Origin of the sequence: Billgrantia pellis, assembly GCF_008297955.1 — a bacterium.
Taxonomy (GTDB): domain Bacteria; phylum Pseudomonadota; class Gammaproteobacteria; order Pseudomonadales; family Halomonadaceae; genus Halomonas; species Halomonas pellis.
On sequence record NZ_VTPY01000003.1, the window covers coordinates 58,046 to 80,158 of the forward strand.

The following is a 22,113-nucleotide window of genomic DNA, read 5'->3' on the forward strand; positions in this document are numbered from 1 at the left end:
TTGCCTAGCAGCGGATGTCGTGTGGTGCGACCAAACGTAGCAGCGTAGCGCAGCCCGCCGCCCAGACGTCGCTCTCGAGCTCGGCTATCCCCGCAGTGGGAAAACCCGGGCCACGGTCGGCGCGTCCTTCGACGAGCAGGCCGGTCAGCGCGCCGACCAGCGGCATATGGCTAACCAGGATCAAGGGCTCGCTGGTTTCGTCCGCCAACAGCCAATCGACCACAATGGCCGGCGAGTCGTCGGGCGTCACGCAGGCCAGCGTTTCCACCGTGCCACCGAAAGCCGCAGCCACGTGCTCGGCCGTCTGCCTGGCGCGCCGATAAGGGCTCGACAGCAGGCGCCCCCTCCCCGGCACCTGCGTTCGGAGCCAGTCGGCCATGCGTCCCGTTTCGGCATGCCCGCGCGGGGTCAGCTCACGCTCGTGATCGGGGAAACCGGGCGCGGCGTCTCCGTGGCGCATGATCAGCAGGCGATTCATTTGCGCCGCGCCTCGACGCGGCGATGGGCCTGCTGAACATCCTCGCGCGACAGCAGAAACTCGACGTCGCTGCTCTGCTCGCCGCGCATCAGCATGTGCGCCATTTCGCGTACCGGCACGCCCTCGAACAGCACCTGGTAAAGCCCCTCGGCCAGCGGCATGTAGACTCCCGCCCGATGCGCCTTGTCGCGCACCAGGCGTACCGTATTAACCCCTTCGGCTACCTGGCCCAACGCCGCCACGGCCTCATCGAGGGGCTTGCCTTCCCCCAAGGCGAACCCCACCCGATAGTTCCTCGACAGCCGCGACGAGCAGGTCACGATCAAATCGCCCACGCCGGCGAGCCCCAGGAAGGTCATGGGATTGGCCCCCAGGCTCACGGCAAAACGGCCCATCTCGGCCAGCGCACGGGTCATCAGCATACTGCGGGTGTTCTCGCCCATGCCGAGGGCGGCGGCCATGCCGGCGGCGATGGCATAGATGTTCTTCAGTGCCCCGCCCAGCTCGACGCCATAGCGGTCGTTGCTGGCATAAACGCGGAAATAATCGCAGCCCAACGCCTGCTGGACCCGGGTGCGGGTCAACGGATCGTCGCTGGCCACTACGGTCGCGGTGAGCTGCTTCTGGGCGATTTCGGTCGCCAGGTTGGGCCCCGAGATCACGCCGATGTGCGCGAAGCCGGTCTCCTCCTCGAGGATCTGGCTCATCAGCTTGAAGCCTTCCTCCTGGATCCCCTTGGTGGTGCTTGCCAGAATCTGGTCCGGGTTGAGCCAGGGGCGCGCCTGGCGCACCACCTCACGAAAGGCCTGGGAGGGAATCGCCACCAGTACCAGGTCGGCCCCGGCGAGCACCGCCTGCATGTCGCTCAAAGCGCGCACCGCCGGGTTGATGGCAAAGTCCGGCAGGTAGCGGGGGTTGCAATGCTCGCGGTTGATCTGGTCCGCCAGCTCGGGGTCGCGCAGCCATTGGCGCACCTCGGCCCCGTTATCGGCGGCGATACTGGCGAGCGCAGTGCCGAAGCTGCCGCCGCCAAGCACCACTACTCGCATGGGTGGTTCTGACATGTCTTGCCCCGCGAATCGGTAGAAGGAACGCAAGAGAACGAGAAGAGTGTAACCAAAAAAGGCCCCCGAAGGGGCCCGTTCGAGAGGAGGGGCACGCTGCCGATGGCGCGCCCGCGAGACCTCAATCGATTTGCGACAGCAGCGAGTCGATGCTCTGCCGGGCATCGCCGTAGAACATGCGCGTATTGTCCTTGAAAAACAGGGGGTTCTCGATGCCCGAGTAACCGGTGCCTTGGCCCCGCTTGCAGACGAAGACCTGTTTGGCCTCCCATACCCTCAGCACCGGCATACCGGCGATGGGGCTGTTGGGATCCTCCTGCGCGGCAGGATTGACGATGTCGTTGGAGCCGATGACGATCACCACGTCGGTGCTGGCGAAGTCGTCGTTGATCTCATCCATCTCCAATACGATATCGTAGGGTACCTTGGCTTCGGCCAGCAGCACGTTCATGTGCCCGGGCAGGCGCCCCGCCACCGGGTGAATACCGAAGCGCACCTGCTTGCCGGCGGCTCGCAGCTTGCGCACCAGCTCGCTCACGGCGTTCTGGGCCTGCGCCACGGCCATGCCGTAGCCCGGCACGATGATCACGCTGTCGGCATCGTTGAGCGCACTCGCCACGCCGCCCGCGTCGATCGCCACCTGCTCGCCCTCGATCTCGGCCGCCGGACCCTGGCTGCCACCGAAGCCACCCAGGATGACGTTGACGAAGTTGCGGTTCATCGCCTTGCACATGATGTACGACAGGATGGCACCGGAGGAGCCCACCAGGGCACCGGTGACGATCAACAGGTCGTTGGAGAGGGTGAAGCCAATGGCCGCCGCGGCCCAGCCCGAATAGCTGTTGAGCATCGATACCACCACCGGCATGTCGGCACCGCCGATGCCCATGATCAAGTGGTAGCCGATGAAGAAGGCCAGTGCGGCAATCAGCAGCAGCGTCCAGAAGCCGGCACCGTTGAGGTAGAGAATGGCCAGCAGCAGCGACAGTGCCGCGGCGCCCGCGTTGAGCAGGTGCCCGCCGGGCAGTTGCTTCGGCTTGCCGTCCACCTTGCCGGCCAGCTTGCCGAAGGCGATCACCGAACCGGTGAAGGTCACCGCCCCGATGAACACCCCCAGGACCACCTCGATTTGCAGGAACATCAGCTCGTCCGGCGCCTTGGTGGCCACCAGGGCGGCGAAGGCCGAGAACTGTTCGGTGCCCGCATCGAGGGCCCGGGCCGCCAGCACGCGCCGCCGCTCGAGGTCGGCGCTCCAGGCTACGAACACCGCCGCCAGGCCAACGAAACTGTGCAGAGCCGCCACCAGCTGTGGCATTTCGGTCATGTCGACCTTTTTGGCCACGTAGGCGCCGATCACCGCGCCGACAAGCATCATCGGAATCATCACCCAATAGGCGCCGATGCCCGGCCCGAAGGCAGTGAAGAACACTGCCACGGCCATGCCGATGATGCCGTACCATACCGCCCGCTTGGCCTTCTCCTGATTGCTCAATCCTCCCAGTGAGAGAATGAACAGTACGCTTGCCGCTATCGCTGCGGCAGACACGAATCCTTGACTCAGCATGTGTTGTCTCCGCCGCTCACGATTTCTGGAACATGGCCAGCATCCGGCGTGTCACCAGGAAGCCGCCCACGATATTGATGGTGGCGATCAGCACCGAGATGGCCGCCATGAACACCACCAGGCCGTTGCCCGAGCCGATCTGCAGGATCGCCCCCAGAATGATGATTCCCGAGATGGCGTTGGTCACCGCCATCAGCGGCGTATGCAGCGAGTGGCTGACATTCCAGATCACCTGGAAACCGACGAAGCAGGCCAGGACGAAGACGATGAAGTGTTGCATGAAGGAAGCGGGCGCCACCTGACCAAGCAGCAGCATCAACAGGCCGCCGGCGCCGAGCAGGATCGCCTGACGCTTGGTCTGGGCCTTGAAAGCGGCATGCTCGGCGGCCCGCCTCTCCTCGGGGGTGGGCTCCTTCTCCTTGGGCTTCGGCTTCGCCGCGGCGATCGCCTTCACCTTGGGCGGCGGGGGCGGAAAGGTGATCTCGCCCTGGTGGGCCACCGTCGCGCCACGGATGACGTCATCCTCCATGTCGTGAACGATCACGCCGTCCTTCTCGGGCGTGAGATCGGTGAGCATGTGACGGATGTTGGTGGCGTAGAGCAGGGAGGCCTGCGTGGCCATGCGCGACGGGAAATCCGTGTAGCCCACGACCACCACGCCGTTGTCGGTGACGATCCGCTCATCGGGGCGTGTCAGGTCGCAGTTGCCGCCCTTCTCGGCGGCCAGGTCGATGATCACCGAGCCGGGTTTCATCGCCTTGACCATGTCCTCGAGCCACAGCTTGGGCGCAGGACGACCCGGGATCAGGGCGGTGGTGATGACGATGTCGATCTCGGGCGCCTGCTCGCGGAACAGCGCCAGCTGCTTCTCGCGAAACTCGGGGCTCGACGGTGCTGCATAACCGCCGCTCTCGGAGCCGTCCTGGCTATCCTCGAAGTCGAGGAACAGAAACTCGGCGCCCATGGACTCGATCTGCTCGGCGACTTCAGGGCGCACGTCGAAGGCGCGTACTACTGCACCGAGACTGGTCGCGGTACCGATGGCGGCAAGCCCCGCCACGCCGGCCCCGATCACGAGCACCTTGGCCGGCGGCACCTTGCCGGCAGCGGTTACCTGGCCGGTAAAGAAGCGCCCGAAGTTGTTGCCCGCCTCGATCACCGCCCGGTAGCCGGCAATGTTGGCCATCGAGGAGAGCGCATCCATCTTTTGCGCCCGGGAGATGCGCGGCACCATGTCCATGGCCACCACGGTGGCGCCCTTGGCCCGGCATTTCTCGAGCAGCGCCTCGTTCTGGGCCGGCCAGAAGAAACTGATCAGCGTATGGCCATCGCGCAGCCGAGCGGCTTCCTCATCGCTAGGCTCGCGCACCTTGATCACGACCTCGGCCTCTTGCCAGAGCGCCTCGGCGCTCTCCACCACCGTGGCGCCGGCCGCGCGATAGGCGTCGTCATCGAAGCCGGCAGCCGTGCCGGCGCCGGTCTCAACCAGGCATTCGTGTCCAAGCTTCTGGATGAACTGCGCACTGTCGGGGGTCAGCGCGACACGCGCCTCTCCTTTGGCGAGCTCCTTGGGTGCACCAATCTTCACGTTGGATCTCCCTTATGGTTATAGAAAGTCGAATCGGGCAAACAGTTATTCATACCTGAGCATGCCGCAATGCACAACCGCAGCGCGGCCTTTCGGCTACCCTTGAATGTAACACTATGCAGCTGAAATTTCGGAAAAAAACCAAAGGTGACGTTAACGTCAAAGGCAGAAAGAGGCGGCGCAAATGGACAAGAGCAAGCCGCCCGTAGGCGGCTTGAGAACGCTGGCAAGCAACTTCCGCGAAGCATGAGCGTCGCTGCTGCGACGCCCGTCGCGAAGGTCTAGGTCGTCAGCAGGGCATTGAGGCGACGCACGTACGCCGCCGGATCATCGAGATGGCCGCCCTCGGCAATGATCGCCTGATCGAGCAGCACCTGGGCCAAATCGTCGAAGCGCTCGCCTTCGGCCCCTTCGAGCCGTGCCACCAGCGCATGCGCCGGGTTGAGCTCCAGGATCGGCTTGACCTCGGGCATCTTCTGGCCCGCGGCTTCCATGATACGGCGCATCTGGTAGCCCATCTCGTGCTCGGGCAGCACCACGCAGGCCGGCGAATCGGTCAGGCGATGGGTCACCTTGACCTCCTGCACCGCCTCGCCCAGTGCCTCCTTGACCCGCTTGACCAGGTCCTCCTTGGCCTTGGCGGTTTCCTCCTGGGCCTTCTTCTCTTCCTCGCCCTCGATCTCGCCGAGGTCGAGCTCACCCTTGGCCACGTCGACGAAGCGCTTGCCCTCGAATTCGCTGAGGTGGCTCATCAGCCACTCGTCGATCCGATCATGCAGCAGCAGCACCTCGATGCCCTTCTTGCGGAAGATCTCCAGGTGCGGGCTCGATTTCGCCGCGTTGAAGCCGTCGGCAACGATGTAGTAGATCTTCTCCTGACCCTCCTTCATGCGCGAGACGTAGTCGGCCAGCGACTGGTCCTGGGTGGCGCTGTCGGTGTGGGTGGAGGAGAAGCGCAGCAGACCGGCGATCTTCTCGCGATTGGCGAAGTCCTCGGCGGGACCTTCCTTGAGCACACTGCCGAAGGTGTTCCAGAAGGTCTGGTAGGCCTCCTTGTCCTTGGTCAGTTTCTTGAGCATGTCCAGCGCGCGCTTGGTCAGCGCGCCCTTGATCTTCTCGACCTTCGGGTCCTGCTGCAGCAGCTCGCGAGAGACGTTGAGCGACAACTCGCGGGTATCGAGCACGCCCTTGATGAAGCGCAGGTAGAGCGGCAGGAACTGCTCGGCGTCGTCCATGATGAAGACGCGCTGAACGTAGAGCTTGACGCCCCGCGATCCGTCACGCTCATAGAGGTCGAACGGTGCGCGTCCCGGCACGTAGAGCAGACTGGTGTACTCGAGCTTGCCCTCGACCTTGTTGTGGCTCCAGGTCAGGGGATCGCTGAAGTCGTGGGCCACGTGCTTGTAGAAGGCCTTGTACTCGTCATCGGAAATCTCGCTCTTGGGCCGCACCCACAGCGCCGTGGCCTCGTTGACGGTCTCCCAGGTTGTGACCTCGCTACCCTCGATCTCGTTGCCCTCGTCGTCCTTGGCCGTCTCGACCTTGGGCATGCGCACCGGCACCTCGATATGGTCGGAGTACTTGCGCACCAGGCTCCTCAGGCGGAAGTCGTCGGCGAACTCCTTGGCGTCTTTCTTGAGGTGCAGGACGATCTCGGTACCGTGCAGGTCACGCTCCAGGTCGGCGACGGTGAACTCGCCCTCGCCCTTCGAACGCCATTCGACGCCTTCGGCCTTGTCCGTGCCCGCCTTGCGCGTGCGCACCGTGACCTCGTCGGCGACGATGAAGCTGGAGTAGAAGCCCACCCCGAATTGGCCGATCAGGCGCGCGTCCTTCTGCTGCTCGCCGGAGAGCTGCTTGAGGAACTCCGCGGTACCGCTGCGCGCGATGGTGCCGAGGTTCTGGATCACCTCGTCGCGGTCCATGCCAATGCCATTGTCGCGCACGGTGACGGTGCCGGCCTTCTCGTCGTGCTCGATCTCGATGCGCAGTTCGCTGTCGCCTTCGTACAACGCATCGTTGTCGAGTGCCGCATAGCGCAGCTTGTCGCAGGCGTCGGCGGCATTGGAAATCAGCTCGCGCAGGAAGATCTCCCGGTTGGAGTACAGGGAGTGAATCATCAAGTGCAGCAGTTGCTTCACCTCGGTCTGAAAGCCGAGGGTTTCCTCGTGAGCGGTCGTGGACATGGATCGATTACCTCATGGCTTGAACCCGCGGCGGCGCGTGATGCGCCGCCGTTTCAGAACTGTTCAGCGATATGGGGACCGACTTTGGATTTTCAAGCGTCGTTCGGCTCCAGCGCCCCCAGCACCAGATGCAGACGGGCCGTGGCCACCGGTTGATCCTCCGACTCCTGCCAGGCGGTGACCTGGACGTTGGCCAGGCGCCGCCCCTCGCGCAGCAGTCGGCAGCGGGCATGGGTGGGCACCACGCGAGCCGTGCGCAGGTAGTCGATGGAGAAGTCGACGATACGCGGCAGCCGCGGCTCGCGCGCCGACAGCATCAGGTCGAGAGTGCCGGCGGTTTCCATGAAGGCCGCCACCACGCCGCCATGCAGCGCCGGCAGCAGGATGTTGCCGACGTTGAACTCACGCGGCTCGAGCTGATAGATCAGCCCCTCGCCTTCTTCGTCGGGGGTGGCGCTGACGCCGATAAGGCGAGCATAGGGAAGCCGCTCGAGCCAGGCGGCGACATTTCCCTCGGCATGGGTCCGGGCCAGCCAGGCCACGTCGCGGAACCCCTCATGCATGGTCCGCTTCTCCGAACAGCGCCTCACCAAAGCCTGGCGGAGTGTTGCGTGCGCCAAGGCGGACGAAGTTGCCGACTCCCCGGGCGATCGCCCGCCCGGGCTCCTGCCACAGCGTGCCCTCGGTGAAGACCATCGAGGCGGTCACCCGAACGACGCGCGCCTCGGCCCGGATCGCCAGGCCGGCAACGGCCGGCCGATAATGATCGACACGCAGATCCAGCGTCGGGCACACCTCGGGGGCGGGCAAGCCGCAGAGCACGGCGGAACCGCAGGCGGTATCGAGCAACATTGTCAATACGCCGCCATGAACGAGCCCGCGGTCGATATCGCCCAGCAGCTCGTCTCGCCACGGCAGACACATGCGCACCCAAGGCGGGCTGACCTCCTCGACCTCGAGCCCGAGATCGCGAGTGTGCGGGATGACGCTGACGAAACGGCTCAGGCCGACTCGCCAGCTGTCGGGATTTCGACCTGCCACGGCAGACCCGCTCTGCGGCTCCTCACGTTCTCTCACCCCACCCTCCAACAAGCGTTTGATCAGCTCTCTAGACTAGTCCGAGCCCAACGGGGAAACAAGCGCCGTCGCGGCTACCGGCCCATGAGAAAAAGGCCGTTGACATAGCGAGAAAACGCCGCGACGGTCTACTCAAGACGACGCCAATCAGCGAGGATACGGGTGATTCGTCACCGCCTTCCGGAGGCCGTTCAACATGCGCCATTTCTTATCTTTTCGCCGCGCGACGAGTTGGCTCGCCGCAGCCGCTCTGAGCGTTTCCGTTACCGCGCATGCCCAGCCCAGCGACAGCGTCATGCGTACGGCACTCGAAGCCGCGCGCAATCAGCAGTGGCATCGTATCGACGAGGCCGCCATCGGCGGTCACGTACTGGAGGGTTACGTCGAATACCACCGCCTGCGTAGCCGCCTGCCGCAGGCTGAACCCGGCGAAGTTCTCGACTTCATCGAGCGACACCGGGATTCACCACTGGCGGAATGGATGCGCGGCCAGGCCATCGGCCGCTATGGCGAGGCCGGCCGATACGGCAGCCTGATCGAGGTGGCCGACGGCGAACCCAGCGGCACCGAACGCCAATGCCACTATTATACGGCACTGCTTGTCAGCGATCCGCAAGCGGCGGCAGAGGGCGGTCGTTCGCTATGGAACGTGGGGCGTTCCCAGCCCTCGGCCTGCGATACCCTGTTCGATCGATTGCGCGAGAATGGCGAGATCGACGAATTCGCCATCTGGCAGCGCAAGATGCTCGCCTGGCAGCGGGGGGAGAACGGCCTCGCCAGCTATCTGGGTCGCTTGCTCGACAACCGCTGGCAGGAGGGCCGCGAAGCCGTGGATCGGCTGCAGCGCGACTACGCCGCCATCACCCAGGTGCCGACCTGCATCGGCCCCGAGTGCCTCGGCAGCGGCCCGCTGTTCGCCGCCGCCATGCATGGATTTACCCGCGCCGACACCGAGGCGGCGCTCGAGGCATGGCGCAAGATCGCCCCGCACCTGCCGATCGAAGAAGAGCACCGGCACGCCATCGAGGAGGATCTGGCTTTCTACTCGCTGGTGCGCGATATCGGCAACAATCGAGGCTGGGTCGACGAAGCGCTGCCCCGGATCGCCACACCGCGCGTGCTGGAGTTACGCATTCGTCAGGCACTTGCCAGCCGCGACTGGGCCGACGTGCTGCAGTGGCTCGAACATATGCCCGAGGAGATACGCAACGAGAGCCGTTGGCAATACTGGGAAGCACGCGCGCACGAGCAACTGGGTCATCAGGAGCAGGCCGAGGTGGCCTATGCCCAGGCGGCACAGGAGCGCAACTTCTTCGGCTTCGCCGCCGCCGACCGCATCGATCGCCCCTACTCGCTGAACCTGGAGCGCAACCGGTTCGATGAGGACCTCCGGCGCCAAGTGGAGACATGGCCAGCCGTGCAGCGCACTGAGGCACTACAGCGCATTGGCGAGGAGGGCCTGGCCAACAGCGAATGGCTGCATGCGGTGGCCAACGGCTCACCGCGCGAGGTGCGTGCGTTGGCCGACTACGCCGCCCGCCGCGGCTGGCACGCGCGGCTGGTACAGACCACCATTACCGCCCAGCTCTGGGACGCACTTGACTGGCGATTCCCCGAGGCCTACCGAGAGCACTTCTTGCACTGGGGGCAGCGCAACGGTGTCGACCCCTTCCTGCTGATGGGCATTGCCCGCCGCGAGAGTGCCTATAACCCCGAGGCACTGTCACCGGCCGGTGCGCGCGGCCTGATGCAGCTGATGCCGGGTACCGCGACCCTGCTGAGCCGACAGCTCGGCATCAGCGACCCCGGCCCCTACGGTGTCCTCGATCCCGAGCTCAACATTCGTCTGGGGAGCACCTATATACGCGACATGGTCGACCGCTACCGCGGCAACCGCCTGGCCGCCGCCGCCGCCTATAACGCCGGCCCCGGACGGGTGGACCGCTGGCTGCGCGACGCACCGGAGGAGTTCGACCTGTTCGTCGAGACCATTCCCTTCCGCGAGACGCGCGACTACGTGCAGGCGGTGCTCTCCTATCGGGTGATCTTCGAGAGCCTGGCCAACGGCGGCAGTACCGAAGGGGTTGTCATGCTCAGCGAGGCGGAGACCACCATGCGCTATGACGCTTCGCTACTGGCCCGAAACTGAATCGGGAAAAACGCGGCTTGCTCCGCAGCGGGCCCGATTCGTCGGGCCCGCTGCCATCGTGGCGCCTAGCTCGGTTGTCGCTCGAGTGCCAGTCTGACACCAAGCGCGATCAGCACCGCTCCGGTTGCGCCATTCAAGGCCCTGGCGAACAGCCGGCTGCCGAGCCAACGGCCCGCGCTGCCTACCGTCACGGCAACGGCGACCTGCCACAGATTGGCGATCACGAAGTGCACGCCGGCCAGGAACAGCGACTTGATCAGTGCCGGATCCCCCGGGGCGATGAATTGGGGCAGGAAAGCCATGTAGAAGATCACGGTCTTCGGGTTGAGGACATTGGACAGCAGCCCTTCGCGCAGCGGGCGCCATATCGGCATGGGCTGGCGCTCGCCTCCCATGGCGGCCATGAGCCGTCCGGTGCCGCGCCAGGCCGCCGTCAACCCTGACATGCCGAGCCAGATCAAATAGCCCGCCCCGACCAGCTTGAGGACGCTGAAGGCCCACGCCGACTGCAACAGGATCAGCGAGATTCCCAATGCCGAAACGGTGGCGTGGACGAACAGGCCACAGCAGATCGCCACGCTGGTGAGCACGCCATCGCGCACGCCGCCACGCGCGGTGTTGCGTATCACCAGCAGGGTATCGACGCCCGGCGTCATCGACAGTAGCGTGATGGCGATGACAAACGGCCAAAAATGAACGTCCAGCATGGGGTTACCTCCGCTAGGGGGTCGGTGCGGCGGGCTCGCATGCTCCGCATACCGCGACAACCCGACCGCTGTCGTGCCGAGATCGGCATGGCACAATCAGAGCAACGGGATTCTCTGGACGCTCCGATATTTTCTATCTACAGTGGATTGAGCGGACCGCATTGGCTGGAGCAGGTAGCATACAATGCCCCTTCGGCCATCGCGCAAACCGCTGCGTTGGCCTGCAAGTGGAAAGTCGTCCGTTGTATTTCGCTTTGTCGATACACCCGAAGCGCACTTTTCTTCTCTTGCCCACGCACTTCGGGCCCGGCAATGCCGTGTGCCCAGCACGATCAATCTGTAAGTAAGGAAAATCGACAATGGCAACTGGCACTGTCAAGTGGTTCAACGATACCAAGGGCTACGGCTTCATCTCTCCGGACGACGGCGGTGACGACCTGTTCGCCCACTTCTCCGAGATTCAGGCTGAAGGCTTCAAGACCCTGCAGGACGGTCAGAAGGTCACCTTCGACGTCACCCAGGGCAAGAAAGGCCTTCAGGCCTCCAACATCCGGATCGCCAACTGAGGCATCGCCTCGTTCGATCCGGCCCGGCTTTCTGATCTCCGCCGGGTAGCCAGACGAAAGGCCCACCAAGGTGGGCCTTTTTCGTGCCCCGCTCCACTACCAGACCACGACGTCTAACTCCCCTAAGACTCGGGATCGGATTCGGCCCGATTTCCGGTTCGGGACTCGCCTTCCGGCTCAGTGGCGGATTCGGCTTGCGGTTCGGGCTCGATCCTCGGTAGGTCGCCTCCCGGCTCGCTCCGCTCCGCCTCCTCGAACTGCTCGTCGAGCTGACGCTGCGCCTCCTCGAAGCGACGCTCGGTCTCTTCCAACAGCGCATCGATGTCCGACTGGGTGGTCTCGCCACGACGCTGCGCTTCTTCGTCGATGGCCGAAGTGCCACGCTCGTCGTCCCCCATGGGCTCGAGGCTTGGCTCGAAATCCGTCGATCCGTCCATCGGCTCCAGCGGTGGGACATCGCGCTCCACCTCCTCGAACTGTTCGTCGATGCGTCGTTGAGCCTCTTCGAAGCGTCGCTCGGTCTCTTCGATAATGGCCTCGACGTCGGAGCGAGTCGGTTCGCCGGGCAGCGCGCCACCCTCTTCCAATGTCTCGTCGGGTGACTCTCCCAGGGCCTCGGGTTCGATCGCCTCCTCTTCGTTCGACTCCGGTGCCGGGGGAGTTCCTTCCGTTCCCGCCCCCTCTTCCAGCGCCCGGTCATCATTCTGTGCAGGCGGCGAAGACGAGCCAGCCTCAGCTCCGTTTTCCCGCTCCGCACCCTGTGCAGCCTCCTCGGCATCCTCCGCAGGCGGCGGTGTCGAGGGCTCTTCTCCCATCGCGTCGGCCTCGGCAGCGGATTCGGTATCCTCAACCTGGGACGTGGCCTCCTCGTCGCCATCTCCGCAACCGGCCAGACCCAGTGCGAGGGCCAGCAGCGCAGCCGTTATATAGGGTGTCTTCGCCATCGGCTATCTCCCATCCATTCGAGGCCAGCAAAGGGGCCTTATTGCAGCAGAGCCCGGAGGTCGCTGCAAGCCGCCGGGCCTGCAAGCCCTGACTCTTGGACAGCATGGGAGGAGAACGATCCCTCCCACTCCGTCGTCCATGACGATCGGCAGCGGACACTCGAGCGACCAGGCCGCCGCCCGCAGCGCTTCCGCCTCTCCCGCCGCGATACGGCCATGATGGGTGACGCAGCATGCAGCGCTCGCCATTTCCTCGGCCACGTTCAGCAGACGGCATTCGTCGGCATCGCGCGTATGCCAGCAGGACCGGCACAACGATCGGTGCCACGCTCCTGGTTCTCTCCCGTCCCGCCCCACTTACCGGGCTCGTTGCGCGACGTTGGTAGCCTGAATTAGCGCCTGCTCAATATCATGGACCGATGGTATAGTGTGGCGGCCGCCCGAGCCAGCCGTCCGCAATGATGCCTGACGGCTGCCCTTGCCCAAGCGTTCATAGCCTGGAGTCGGTCTTGGTAGCGCAACTCAAGGATTTTCTGCACGCGCTGGCTCATGCCCTGCGTAACCTGCTGCCGATCGTCGTCGTCGTGGTCGGCTTCCAAGCCCTTCTGCTCCGCGAGTGGCCTGAAGGCGGGTTCGGTATGGCCATGGGGCTGATGATCGTCGCCATCGGCGTCGCACTGTTCCTGCAAGGGCTCGAGCTGAGCATCTTCCCGGTGGGCAAGCGGCTCGCCAACCAATTCACGCGCCGCGGCTCCATGCCCCTCCTTATGCTGTTCGGCTTTGCCATCGGTTTTTCCGCTGTCGTGGCGGAGCCGGCCTTGATTGCCGTAGCCGAGCAGGCGTCGACTATCAGCGAGGGACGCATCGACGCCCTCACCCTTCGGCTGATCGTGGCCAGCTCGGTCGGGCTGGTGATGGCCCTTGGCGTCTTCCGAGTCATTCTCGGCCATTCCCTCCATTGGTACGTGATCGCCGGCTACATGATAGTCGTGCTGGTGACCTTCTTTGCCCCCGAGGAAATCGTAGGGCTAGCCTATGACTCCGGTGGTGTGACGACGAATATCGTAACCGTACCACTCATCGCTGCGCTGGGGATCGGATTGGCCAGTTCGATTCGTGGTCGTAACCCATTGGTCGATGGCTTCGGTCTGGTGGCGCTGGCCGTGATGGTGCCGATGATCAGCGTGCAGCTTTACGGCGTTCTGGTCTATGCCGATCCTGGCACGATGGCAAGCGGCACCGAGCTATTGTTCACCGAGGCGGACATGACGCCACCGGCCGGCTGGGTGACGATGATTCTCGACCTGTTCGGCATGTTGCGCGACGTGCTTCCTATCCTCCTGGTCATCCTGTTCTTCCAGTACGTCATCCTGCGTCGCCCTTTGGCTGACCCGCTCAAAGTCGGAGTGGGCTTCGCGCTGGTGATCGTGGGACTCTATGCCTTCGTCATCGGGCTCAAGCTCGGCCTGTTTCCGATCGGACAGAGCATGGCCGAACAACTGATCGGTTTCGACAGCTGGGCGTGGATATACCTGTTCGCCTTCTGCATAGGCTTCGCCACGACCATGGCCGAACCGGCTTTGATAGCCATCGGCAATCAGGCCGAGGAAGCCGCGGCAGGCAAGATTCAGGGCAATATCATTCGTCTCCTGGTCGCGGTAGGCGTGGCAATCGGTATCACCATAGGCGTGCATCGCATCATTACGGGAGATTCCATCCACCACTACATTATTGCGGGTTACCTGCTGGTGATTCTGCTGACCGCCCTTGCGCCTCGCTATATCGTAGCGCTGGCCTTTGATCTGGGTGGGGTGACGACGTCGGAGGTAACGGTTCCGTTGGTGACTGCCCTCGGCATCGGACTGGCCAGCCAGATCGATGGCCGCAACGTATTGATCGACGGTTTCGGCCTGATCGCCTTCGCCTCGATCTTTCCTATCGTTACCGTCATGGGCTATGCCATTCTGGTGGAAAAACTGGCGCAGCCGGGAGACAAGACAGCATGAAGTTTTCGCTATTGGTTGCCATCGTGCCGGAAGATATCGAACAGCAGTGCATCGATGCCGCCACCGAGGCAGGTGCGGTGGGCATGACACTCATGTCGGGACGCGGCATAGGAGGGGAACGCAAGAAGACCTTCTTCGGACTGACTTATGAAGGTAGCCAGAGCATCATGCTGATGACGCTGGAAAGAAGCCTGTCGCTCAAGGTGCTAAAGGCGATACGTCAGGTACTCAATCCCATGGGAGACGATTCGCGCGGTCTGGTGATGACGCTGCCCGTCGAACACCTCGGCGGCATCGACATGGCGCAGATCAAGCGCTTCGAAGAGCGGCTCAGGCAAGATGACTGAGCGGATGAATTGACGGAGAGAACGATGCTGGTCAAGGACATCATGAAACGCGACGTGGTGACGGTGTCACCTTTCGCCACGCTGCGCGACGCGCTGAGCCTGATGAAACGCCACAATCTAAAATGCCTGGTGGTTGAACAGCAGGATGCCCATGATGCCTGGGGGCTAATCACTTACACCAATATCCTCAAGACCATCGTCGCCGAGAACGGCGACATCGACTTGATCAATGTCTACGACGTCTGTGCCAAACCGGCGATCGGCGTTGGTGAGTCGCTGGACGTTCGCCATGTCGCGAGCCTGATGACCGACAGTGTGGTGAAACGCGTGCTGGTGCTCAACGACAACCAGCTGCTGGGTCTGGTCACCATGGACGATATCGTAGGCACCGTGCTCGACATGATCGAGTGAACCGACCGGACTCGCATATGCAAGACTTCTTTTCCTGGCTGGGTCGCACACTGGGCGAGATCATCCGCTTCGTGGTCGACCTGCTGCTTGTGTTCTTCCACAGCCTGGGCGCTTCCGTGCGAAACTTCTTCGATGCACTGACAAGCGCGCTGGGCATTCCGCCCACCCTGATCAGCCTAGGGGTTCTCCTGCTCGGCCTGTGGCTGCTCTATCTGGCGCTGCGCGCGCTGTTGCGCCGCCGCCTGGTCGCCACACTGATCTGGGCAGTACTCGGCGTCACAGTATTGAGCTGGCTAATCTATTGATGGGCGGAGGGGAGGCCGCTCGCGTCCTCCCTTCGCCCAATGGACACGGACTCACTGCGCCAGGGCTTTCTCGATCACCTCGTACACGTTGGGCGAGAGCTTCTCGGCGCGGATGCGTTCCAGTTCGCCTTTCATCAATTCCTGACGAGGCTCGTCGAAACGCTGCCAGCGAGTCAGCGGCGTGACCAGACGAGCGGCGATCTCGGGATTGAGCCGGTTGAGTTCAATCACCACGTCGGTCAGCAGCCGATAGCCCTCGCCATCGGTGCGGTGGAAATTGATACGGTTCTGGTTGGCAAAAGTGCCGACCAGCGCTCGTACCCGGTTGGGGTTCTTCAGCGAGAAGGCCGGATGTCCCATCAGGTACCTGACACGCTCCAAGGCATCCGTCTGCGGACGGGTGACCTGAATGGCGAACCACTGATCCATGACCAACGGCTCGTGGGCCCACTTCTCGCCAAAGGCACGCAGCGCCGGGTCGGCCAGGTCGTCGCGGCTGCTGTGGACCAGCAACGTCAGCGCATGCCGCACGTCGGTCATGTTGTGGTCGGCTTCGAACTGCTGATGAGCAAGCGCGACCGCCTGCTCGTCCTCGATCGCCATCAGGTAGGAGAGCGCCACGTTCTTCAAACTGCGCTGACCGATCTGCTCGGGCGTCGGCGCATAGGGGATGTCGCTGCGATTCTCCTCGTAGAGACGCAGGAAGTCATCGCTCAGCGCCGCGGCCAGCGATTGTTCGACGAAGGTACGCGCGGCGTGGATCGCCTCGACATCCACCAGCGGTTGTTGCTCGGCGATATAGGCTTCGCTGGGCAGCGTCAGCATCTCGGCCATCACCGCCTTGTCTTTGCTGCCGCGCTCCAGCAGGGCGCGGAAGGCTTCGACCACGCGCGGATCCATGACCTTCTCGACACCGTTACGATGAGCGGCGATCAGGTCGTCCAGCGCCAGCATGGCCAGCCGCTGCCCGGCGTCCCAGCGATTGAAGCCATCGGAGTCGTTGGCCAGCAGGAAGGCCAGGTCCTCACGGCCGTAGGGGAAGCGTAGCTGCACAGGGGCCGAGAAGCCACGCAGCAGCGACGGCACAGGCGCCTCGGGTACGTCGGTGAAAACGAAGGTTTGCTCCGCCTCGCGCAGATGGATGACGCCATCCCTGTCTAACGGCTTGCCGTCCAGTGTCAGTGCCAGGTCGCGTCCTGATTTGGTTCCCACCAGCCCCATGCGAATGGGAATGTGCAGCGCCAGCTTTTCGGGCTGGTCGGGTGTGGCGGGGGTACGTTGGCGCAGAGTGAGACGGTACTCGGCATTGGCATAGTCATACTCGCCATGAGCATCGATCTCGGGCGTGCCGGCCTGGGAGTACCACAGCATGAACTGTGAAAGGTCCAGCCCCGAGGCCTCGGCCATGCAGTCGACGAAGTCCTCGATGGTCACCGCCTGGCCGTCGAAGCGTTCGAAATAGAGATCGCTGCCGCGGCGAAAGGCTTCCCAACCCACCAGGTTACATAGCATGCGCACCACTTCGGCACCCTTCTCGTAGATGGTCAGGGTATAGAAGTTGCCGATTTCGATGTAATGGTCGGGACGCACCGGGTGGGCGGTGGGGCCGGCATCCTCGGCGAACTGGGCGGTACGGAAGAAGGCCACGTCCTCGATGCGCTTCACCGGGGCCGAGTTGACGTCGGCGGAGAAACACTGGTCGCGGAACACCGTGAAGCCCTCCTTGAGAGAGAGCTGGAACCAGTCGCGACAGGTAACCCGGTTACCCGACCAGTTATGGAAATACTCGTGGGCGACGATGCCCTCGACGCGCTGAAAGGTGGCGTCGGTGGCGGTATGCGGATGGGTCAGCACTGCCGCTGTGTTGAAGATGTTGAGCCCCTTGTTCTCCATGGCCCCCATGTTGAAATCGTCCACCGCCACGATCATGAACAGGTCCAGGTCGTATTCGCGACCGTAGGTCTGCTCGTCCCACTGCATGGCCCGCTTGAGCGAGGCCATGGCATGGTCGGTCTTGCCCAGGTTTGCCTTCTCTACCCATATCTGCAGGGTGACGTCTCGCCCGCTCATGGTGGTGAAGCGGTCCTCCACCTTCTGCAGATCGCCGGCCACCAGCGCAAACAGGTAGCTGGGCTTGGGGAACGGATCGTCCCAGGTGACGAAATGCCTGCCATCGGGCAATTCGCCCCGTTCCACCGGGTTGCCGTTGGACAGCAGCACGGGCAAGGTCGCCTTGTCTCCCACCACCGTGGTGGAGAAGGTCGCCATGACATCGGGACGGTCGGGATAATAGGTAATCCGACGGAAGCCCTCGGCTTCGCATTGTGTACAGTACATGCCGTTGGAAAGGTATAACCCTTCCAGCGCCGTATTTTCCCGCGGCGAGATCTCGACCTCGGTGTCGAGCAGGAAGCGTTCGGGGGGGCGCAGCACGGTCAGGCCGGTATCGCTTAGGGCATATTCCGCCTCGGCCAACGCCTGGCCGTCGATGGCGATCGACGTCAGTAGCAACTGCTCGCCATCCAGCACGAGCGGCTCGCCGGCTTGCCTCTCGGGGTGGCGTTCGACGTGCAGGCGCGCCCGGACCCGGGTCGCGCCGGGCTCCAGGTCGAAACGCAATTCAGTGTGACGAACGCGATAGGCGGGCGGCCGATAGTCGTGTCGATAGGTCGGCTTGGGTTCAGACATCGGGATGGCTCCTGTCCATGGTCGAGGACCATTGTACGGGTGCCGCCTGCCGAACCTCAAAGGCACCGGCTCAGCGCCGCAAGAGACGCACCGGTGACACCGCACCCGTGACGCGAGCCGGCTCGGGGCGAGTAGCGATCCACACCCCCAACAGTACCAGACCGATGGACAGGGTGGCCTTCAACCACAGCAGGCTCAGAGTCAGCAGCAGGGTCAGGATGGAAAAGGCCAGCATCCCTCCGGCCAGCCACTTGGCGTGGCGGGGAATCGCTCGCTCCTCTTCCCAGGCCACCACGGCGGGACCGAAGCGGGGGTGCTCGCGAATCCACAAGGCAAAACGCGGCGAGCCACGTGACGCTGCCCACACGGCCAGCAGCATGAAGCAGGTCGTGGGCATCAGCGGCAGGAACATGCCAATGACGCCGAGACCGAAGCTGAACCATGCCAAGGCGATATAAACCGCGCGACCTAGCGAATGCATGCGCCTCTCCCATGGCGAAGATTGCCGTTTCCTACATTGAAGCCCATCCATGCTGCGGGAGCCAATCGCCTGTGGCTATAGCGTCGTTCGGCGACGTCTGCCGCGCCGGCTGCCCATCCGAAAAACAGCGAGCCCGCCCAAGGGCGAGCTCGCGGGTACGGCGGCTTTCACCGCGTCAATGAATGGGAATTTCCCGGCGATTCGACGCCGCTTCGGGATTGCGTGGAACTCGAACCGACAGTACACCCTTGGCAAACGAGGCCTTGATATCGTCGGGCCTGGCATCGCTCGGTAAGTCGAGTACCCGGCGGAAGCTGCCATAGGAGCGCTCGATGCGCTGGAAGCGATCCTCACGGGAGCTGTTCTCCTGTCGTTTCTCGCCTTCGATGACCAGGCGATGGTCTTCCAGGGAAAGCTTGATGTCCTTTTCTTCCACGCCCGGTACTTCGACGCTGATCAGGTACTCATCGTCGCGCTCGGCGATATCGAGCTGGGGACGCAGCAGGCTCGGCATATCGCCGAACCGGGTCCCGAGGCTCGGCATGCCGAACTGGCGCATCACACTATCCATCCAGCGATCCAGCTCCTGATGCATCCCCAGCAGCGGAGAGACCCCGCCATGCCGGGTTTCCGCCGGCACCGACGGCCGAGGTGCGTCGGCGCCTTCGCTCTTGAACCAGTTCCACGGAGAGAATTTCTGCAGTTTCATACGCCACCTCCCGTTCGATTCCGATTACGTGACGCATAGCGGGTAGTGCTTGTTCGGCACCCCTGCCTTTGCCATCGAACAATTAGTGGCGCCGGGCCGGATTTCAAGGGCAATCAGTCGCGAAAGTTATCGAACTGCAGAGCCAGGTCGGGGCCCTCTTCGCCACGCAAAGTGGCCATCACCTGCTGCAGGTCGTCACGCTTCTTGCCGGTCACCCGCACCTTGTCCCCCTGGATCTGGGCTTGCACCTTGAGCTTGCTGTCCTTGATACGCTTGACGATATCCTTGGCCTCCTTCTGCTCCAGCCCCTGCTTGAGCTTGACCTCCTGGCGTGCCCGTACGCCAGAAAGCTCAGGTTCCTGAACCTCCATGCAGCGCGCATCGATCCCCCTCGCGATCAGCCGGCTGCGCAATATGTCGAGCATCTGCTTGAGCTGGAAGTCCACCTCGGCCTCGAGCTGAACCGTATCGTCATTGAGTTCGAAACCGGCCGTAACGCCCTTGAAATCGAAGCGCCCCTGTATCTCGCGGTTGGCTTGATCAACCGCGTTGCTGGCTTCGTGTTTGTCGTACTCGGAAACGATATCGAAGGAAGGCATGGTATTGTCCTGATTGCCGGTGATGTCGGAAGTCTAACAGCCTCGTTCGCCCCCTGCGCACCTACGTCGGAAGCGACGCCGATGCATCGAGCGGCTTGACCATTTGCCAACCGGCGCAACCATCCTCGTAGTAGGCCTCAAGCCAACGCTCGAGGCGAAACCCCATGCGACGATAGAGCCCCAGAGCGATGCGGTTGTCCGCTCGCACCTCGAGACCAAGTGCCTGAGCCCCACGTGCCGCAGCCCGACGCTCCAACGCCTCGAGCAGGCGTCGGCCCAATCCGCTACCGCGTGCCTCGGGATGGATACAGAACGAGTAGAGCCGGGCGCGGGCGCTGCCGCGACGAAACAGCAGGGTGCCATAGCCCAGCAGACGGCCGTCATCCTCTGCCACCCAGCTTACGGCATGCGCCCGGTTGAGCAGATGCCAGAGCTGGCGCCGACTGAAGCGATCGCCACTGAAAGCGACCAGCTCCAGGCGATAGAGCGCATCCAAGTCCTGAGGACGAGCCTGGCGCAATGTGACGGTCATGCAGAATCTCCCGAGAGGGACCAGCCAAAGGGGTAGCGCCGGCGAGCCTGCCGGCCGGAACGATGAAATCATTTCACCCGTCGACATGCTTGTCGACCACGTGATGCGACGGCATGCTGGCGACATTCGTCGGCGCTAGCGCCGCCCTCGCCAAAGGATGGACTCTCCATGTGCCCCTTGCGTATCGTTGTCGACCGACAGGAAGACTGGCGGCCCTACTACCCTTCGGAGGATCTGGTCGGCGCCGACGACTTCCTCGCCCTGGATCGGCGTCACCGCGCCGCCGCCGATCAGGACCGCAGCACGCACGTGATCAATCTCTGCGGTGAGCTCGACTATCTTGGCACCGGCTATTACGTCTCGCTGCTCGCGCAGGCACGCGGCCAGCGTGTGCTGCCCTCGGTGGAAACGCTCAACGAGCTGTCGCGCAAGGCCCTGGTCGACCTGCAGCTCGATTCGCTGGCGTCACTGCTAGGCGACCTGGCGCGCCAGGGCAGGCTCGTCGGCGACAGCGTGACCCTGCGTGTGCTGTTCGGCGAATGTCGCGAGCCCGAACTGGCACGGCTCGCGCGCAAGCTTTTCGAGCGCTTGCCCTGCCCCCTGCTCGAGGCACGCCTGGTACGTCGCCATGACCTGTGGCGACTGGGCCGGGTCAAACCGCTTACGCTGCGCGACCTGAGCGCAGACGAACAGGACCTCTTCGCCGCGGCACTCAACCGCCACTCGCGCAAGGTATGGCGTACGCCCAAGGCGCGGCGCCGCTATCGCTTCGATCTGGCCATCCTGGTCGACCCCAAGGAGGCCATGCCGCCCAGCAACCGCAGCGCCCTGAAAGCCTTCATTCGCGCCGGCCGTAAGCTGGGCATCGATGTTTCCTTGATCACCCGCCGCGACGCGGGCCGGCTTGCCGAGTTCGACGGCCTGTTCATTCGCGAGACCACCGCGCTGGATCATCATACCTACCGCATGGCGCGGCTCGCCGAGCACGAAGGGTTGGTGGTGATCGATGCTCCCCGCGACATCCTTCGCTGTACCAACAAGGTGTACCTGCACGCACTCCTGCGCGCCCGCGGTGTACCGGCGCCCGACGGCGTGCTTCTCAAGCGGCGTGACCGCCGACCGCTGGCTGAACGAGTCGCCGGCCTGAGCTTTCCTATGGTGCTCAAGATTCCCGATGGTTCCTTCTCTCGCGGCGTGGTCAAGATCGAGTCGTTCGAACAGCTCGAGCGCGAGGCAAGACGCCTGTTCGAGGATTCCGCCCTGCTGCTGCTGCAGGAGTGGCTGCCCACCGAATACGATTGGCGCATCGGAGTGCTCGACGGCCAGGTACTCTTCGCCAGCCGCTACTACATGGCACGGGGGCACTGGCAGATCTACGATCACTCGGGCGCGCGGGTGAAGAGTGGGGGGTTCACCACGCACGATCCGACCGAGGTTCCTCCCGCCGTGATCAAGGCCGCCCTCAAGGCCACCCGCCTGATCGGAGACGGTCTCTACGGCGTCGATCTCAAGCAGACCGGCGATCGCGTGGTGGTCATCGAGGTCAACGACAATCCCAACGTGGATGCCGGTGTCGAGGATACTGTCCTGGGTCGCGCGCTTTACGAGCGCATCATGCGCGTCTTCCTTGCCCGCATGGAGTTACACGTTCGAGCTCGGGCAAGCGAGTGACACCGCTTTCTCACCCTGCAAAACAAGGAATATCATAGAGT

At 63.6% G+C, this 22,113-nt stretch carries 21 protein-coding genes; 7 read left to right on the forward strand and 14 right to left on the reverse strand.

Features of this window, described 5'->3' with window-relative positions; translation table 11 throughout:
* Window positions 1-4 precede the first annotated feature (4 nt).
* The 7 genes from sixA to F0A17_RS06210 form a co-directional block, all read right to left on the reverse strand.
* Complete coding sequence (sixA, locus tag F0A17_RS06180) at window positions 5-478, reverse strand: phosphohistidine phosphatase SixA (RefSeq protein WP_149327493.1); 474 nt, start codon at window positions 476-478, stop codon at window positions 5-7.
* Window positions 475-1,542, reverse strand: a complete 1,068-nt coding sequence (locus F0A17_RS06185) for an NAD(P)H-dependent glycerol-3-phosphate dehydrogenase (RefSeq protein ID WP_149327494.1) — start codon at window positions 1,540-1,542, stop codon at window positions 475-477. The genes sixA and F0A17_RS06185 overlap by 4 nt, the downstream gene beginning before the upstream one ends.
* A gap of 121 nt (window positions 1,543-1,663) precedes the next feature.
* On the reverse strand, window positions 1,664-3,106 hold the full coding sequence (locus tag F0A17_RS06190; RefSeq protein ID WP_149327495.1) for an NAD(P)(+) transhydrogenase (Re/Si-specific) subunit beta: 1,443 nt from the start codon (window positions 3,104-3,106) through the stop codon (window positions 1,664-1,666).
* Between the two features lie 16 nt (window positions 3,107-3,122).
* Window positions 3,123-4,694 (reverse strand): Re/Si-specific NAD(P)(+) transhydrogenase subunit alpha, encoded by a 1,572-nt coding sequence (locus F0A17_RS06195; RefSeq protein ID WP_149327496.1) that lies wholly within the window; start codon window positions 4,692-4,694, stop codon window positions 3,123-3,125.
* A gap of 281 nt (window positions 4,695-4,975) precedes the next feature.
* Window positions 4,976-6,880, reverse strand: coding sequence for a molecular chaperone HtpG (htpG, locus tag F0A17_RS06200; protein ID WP_149327497.1), 1,905 nt, complete (start codon window positions 6,878-6,880; stop codon window positions 4,976-4,978).
* 92 nt (window positions 6,881-6,972) lie between these two features.
* On the reverse strand, window positions 6,973-7,443 hold the full coding sequence (locus F0A17_RS06205; RefSeq protein ID WP_149327498.1) for a PaaI family thioesterase: 471 nt from the start codon (window positions 7,441-7,443) through the stop codon (window positions 6,973-6,975).
* The gene (locus F0A17_RS06210; protein ID WP_149327499.1) at window positions 7,436-7,957 is read right to left on the reverse strand and encodes a PaaI family thioesterase; all 522 of its coding nucleotides are present in this window, start codon (window positions 7,955-7,957) and stop codon (window positions 7,436-7,438) included. The genes F0A17_RS06205 and F0A17_RS06210 overlap by 8 nt, the downstream gene beginning before the upstream one ends.
* Before the next feature lie 196 nt (window positions 7,958-8,153).
* Between F0A17_RS06210 and F0A17_RS06215 the strand changes: the two genes are divergently transcribed.
* Window positions 8,154-10,106, forward strand: a complete 1,953-nt coding sequence (locus tag F0A17_RS06215; RefSeq protein ID WP_149327500.1) for a transglycosylase SLT domain-containing protein — start codon at window positions 8,154-8,156, stop codon at window positions 10,104-10,106.
* A gap of 65 nt (window positions 10,107-10,171) precedes the next feature.
* On the opposite strand, the gene F0A17_RS06220 is transcribed toward F0A17_RS06215, so the two are convergent.
* Complete coding sequence (locus F0A17_RS06220) at window positions 10,172-10,813, reverse strand: LysE family translocator (RefSeq protein ID WP_149327501.1); 642 nt, start codon at window positions 10,811-10,813, stop codon at window positions 10,172-10,174.
* Window positions 10,814-11,172: 359 nt separating this feature from the next.
* Here F0A17_RS06220 and F0A17_RS06225 point away from each other — a divergent pair, with 359 nt between their 5' ends.
* Window positions 11,173-11,379: a cold-shock protein gene (locus F0A17_RS06225; protein ID WP_104202088.1), complete on the forward strand. Its 207-nt coding sequence runs from the start codon at window positions 11,173-11,175 to the stop codon at window positions 11,377-11,379.
* Window positions 11,380-11,501: 122 nt separating this feature from the next.
* On the opposite strand, the gene F0A17_RS06230 is transcribed toward F0A17_RS06225, so the two are convergent.
* Complete coding sequence (locus tag F0A17_RS06230; RefSeq protein WP_187774640.1) at window positions 11,502-12,323, reverse strand: hypothetical protein; 822 nt, start codon at window positions 12,321-12,323, stop codon at window positions 11,502-11,504.
* Window positions 12,324-12,832: 509 nt separating this feature from the next.
* On the opposite strand from F0A17_RS06230, the gene F0A17_RS20945 reads away from it, so the two are divergent.
* The 4 genes from F0A17_RS20945 to F0A17_RS06250 are packed head-to-tail and all read left to right on the forward strand — an operon-like array spanning window position 12,833 to window position 15,392.
* Window positions 12,833-14,329: a DUF1538 domain-containing protein gene (locus tag F0A17_RS20945; protein ID WP_323849405.1), complete on the forward strand. Its 1,497-nt coding sequence runs from the start codon at window positions 12,833-12,835 to the stop codon at window positions 14,327-14,329.
* A complete protein-coding gene (locus tag F0A17_RS06240; protein ID WP_149327502.1) occupies window positions 14,326-14,676 on the forward strand; it encodes a P-II family nitrogen regulator in 351 nt (116 codons plus the stop codon). Before F0A17_RS20945 ends, F0A17_RS06240 begins: the two co-directional genes overlap by 4 nt.
* Before the next feature lie 24 nt (window positions 14,677-14,700).
* Window positions 14,701-15,087 (forward strand): CBS domain-containing protein, encoded by a 387-nt coding sequence (locus tag F0A17_RS06245; RefSeq protein WP_149327503.1) that lies wholly within the window; start codon window positions 14,701-14,703, stop codon window positions 15,085-15,087.
* A 17-nt stretch (window positions 15,088-15,104) separates the two neighbouring features.
* A complete protein-coding gene (locus F0A17_RS06250) occupies window positions 15,105-15,392 on the forward strand; it encodes a hypothetical protein (RefSeq protein ID WP_149327504.1) in 288 nt (95 codons plus the stop codon).
* A 51-nt stretch (window positions 15,393-15,443) separates the two neighbouring features.
* On the opposite strand, the gene pepN is transcribed toward F0A17_RS06250, so the two are convergent.
* The 5 genes from pepN to F0A17_RS06275 all read right to left on the reverse strand — a co-directional run bounded on the left by pepN (window position 15,444) and on the right by F0A17_RS06275 (window position 20,401).
* Window positions 15,444-18,080 (reverse strand): aminopeptidase N, encoded by a 2,637-nt coding sequence (gene pepN / locus F0A17_RS06255; protein ID WP_149327505.1) that lies wholly within the window; start codon window positions 18,078-18,080, stop codon window positions 15,444-15,446.
* A gap of 70 nt (window positions 18,081-18,150) precedes the next feature.
* Window positions 18,151-18,561: a YbaN family protein gene (locus F0A17_RS06260; protein WP_149327506.1), complete on the reverse strand. Its 411-nt coding sequence runs from the start codon at window positions 18,559-18,561 to the stop codon at window positions 18,151-18,153.
* Window positions 18,562-18,736: 175 nt separating this feature from the next.
* Window positions 18,737-19,270 carry an Hsp20/alpha crystallin family protein gene (locus tag F0A17_RS06265; RefSeq protein WP_149327507.1) on the reverse strand — a complete coding sequence of 178 codons (534 nt, stop codon included), beginning with the start codon at window positions 19,268-19,270 and terminating at the stop codon, window positions 18,737-18,739.
* Window positions 19,271-19,383: 113 nt separating this feature from the next.
* On the reverse strand, window positions 19,384-19,869 hold the full coding sequence (locus F0A17_RS06270; protein ID WP_149327508.1) for a YajQ family cyclic di-GMP-binding protein: 486 nt from the start codon (window positions 19,867-19,869) through the stop codon (window positions 19,384-19,386).
* Window positions 19,870-19,930: 61 nt separating this feature from the next.
* Window positions 19,931-20,401 carry a GNAT family N-acetyltransferase gene (locus F0A17_RS06275; RefSeq protein WP_149327509.1) on the reverse strand — a complete coding sequence of 157 codons (471 nt, stop codon included), beginning with the start codon at window positions 20,399-20,401 and terminating at the stop codon, window positions 19,931-19,933.
* Window positions 20,402-20,569: 168 nt separating this feature from the next.
* On the opposite strand from F0A17_RS06275, the gene F0A17_RS06280 reads away from it, so the two are divergent.
* Entirely contained in the window at window positions 20,570-22,072 is a 1,503-nt protein-coding gene (locus tag F0A17_RS06280; protein WP_149327510.1) for a RimK family protein, read from the forward strand.
* The last annotated feature ends 41 nt before the right edge of the window (window positions 22,073-22,113 follow it).

Bases quoted from the DNA above. Each gene is read 5' to 3' on its own strand.
- sixA (WP_149327493.1), bottom strand. From the start codon at position 478: ATGAATCGCCTGCTGATCATGCGCCACGGAGACGCCGCGCCCGGTTTC.
- F0A17_RS06185 (WP_149327494.1), bottom strand. From the start codon at position 1,542: ATGTCAGAACCACCCATGCGAGTAGTGGTGCTTGGCGGCGGCAGCTTC.
- F0A17_RS06190 (WP_149327495.1), bottom strand. From the start codon at position 3,106: ATGCTGAGTCAAGGATTCGTGTCTGCCGCAGCGATAGCGGCAAGCGTA.
- htpG (WP_149327497.1), bottom strand. From the start codon at position 6,880: ATGTCCACGACCGCTCACGAGGAAACCCTCGGCTTTCAGACCGAGGTG.
- F0A17_RS06205 (WP_149327498.1), bottom strand. From the start codon at position 7,443: ATGCATGAGGGGTTCCGCGACGTGGCCTGGCTGGCCCGGACCCATGCC.
- F0A17_RS06215 (WP_149327500.1), top strand. From the start codon at position 8,154: ATGCGCCATTTCTTATCTTTTCGCCGCGCGACGAGTTGGCTCGCCGCA.
- F0A17_RS06220 (WP_149327501.1), bottom strand. From the start codon at position 10,813: ATGCTGGACGTTCATTTTTGGCCGTTTGTCATCGCCATCACGCTACTG.
- F0A17_RS06225 (WP_104202088.1), top strand. From the start codon at position 11,173: ATGGCAACTGGCACTGTCAAGTGGTTCAACGATACCAAGGGCTACGGC.
- F0A17_RS06230 (WP_187774640.1), bottom strand. From the start codon at position 12,323: ATGGCGAAGACACCCTATATAACGGCTGCGCTGCTGGCCCTCGCACTG.
- F0A17_RS06240 (WP_149327502.1), top strand. From the start codon at position 14,326: ATGAAGTTTTCGCTATTGGTTGCCATCGTGCCGGAAGATATCGAACAG.
- F0A17_RS06245 (WP_149327503.1), top strand. From the start codon at position 14,701: ATGCTGGTCAAGGACATCATGAAACGCGACGTGGTGACGGTGTCACCT.
- F0A17_RS06250 (WP_149327504.1), top strand. From the start codon at position 15,105: ATGCAAGACTTCTTTTCCTGGCTGGGTCGCACACTGGGCGAGATCATC.
- pepN (WP_149327505.1), bottom strand. From the start codon at position 18,080: ATGTCTGAACCCAAGCCGACCTATCGACACGACTATCGGCCGCCCGCC.
- F0A17_RS06260 (WP_149327506.1), bottom strand. From the start codon at position 18,561: ATGCATTCGCTAGGTCGCGCGGTTTATATCGCCTTGGCATGGTTCAGC.
- F0A17_RS06265 (WP_149327507.1), bottom strand. From the start codon at position 19,270: ATGAAACTGCAGAAATTCTCTCCGTGGAACTGGTTCAAGAGCGAAGGC.
- F0A17_RS06270 (WP_149327508.1), bottom strand. From the start codon at position 19,869: ATGCCTTCCTTCGATATCGTTTCCGAGTACGACAAACACGAAGCCAGC.
- F0A17_RS06275 (WP_149327509.1), bottom strand. From the start codon at position 20,401: ATGACCGTCACATTGCGCCAGGCTCGTCCTCAGGACTTGGATGCGCTC.
- F0A17_RS06280 (WP_149327510.1), top strand. From the start codon at position 20,570: ATGTGCCCCTTGCGTATCGTTGTCGACCGACAGGAAGACTGGCGGCCC.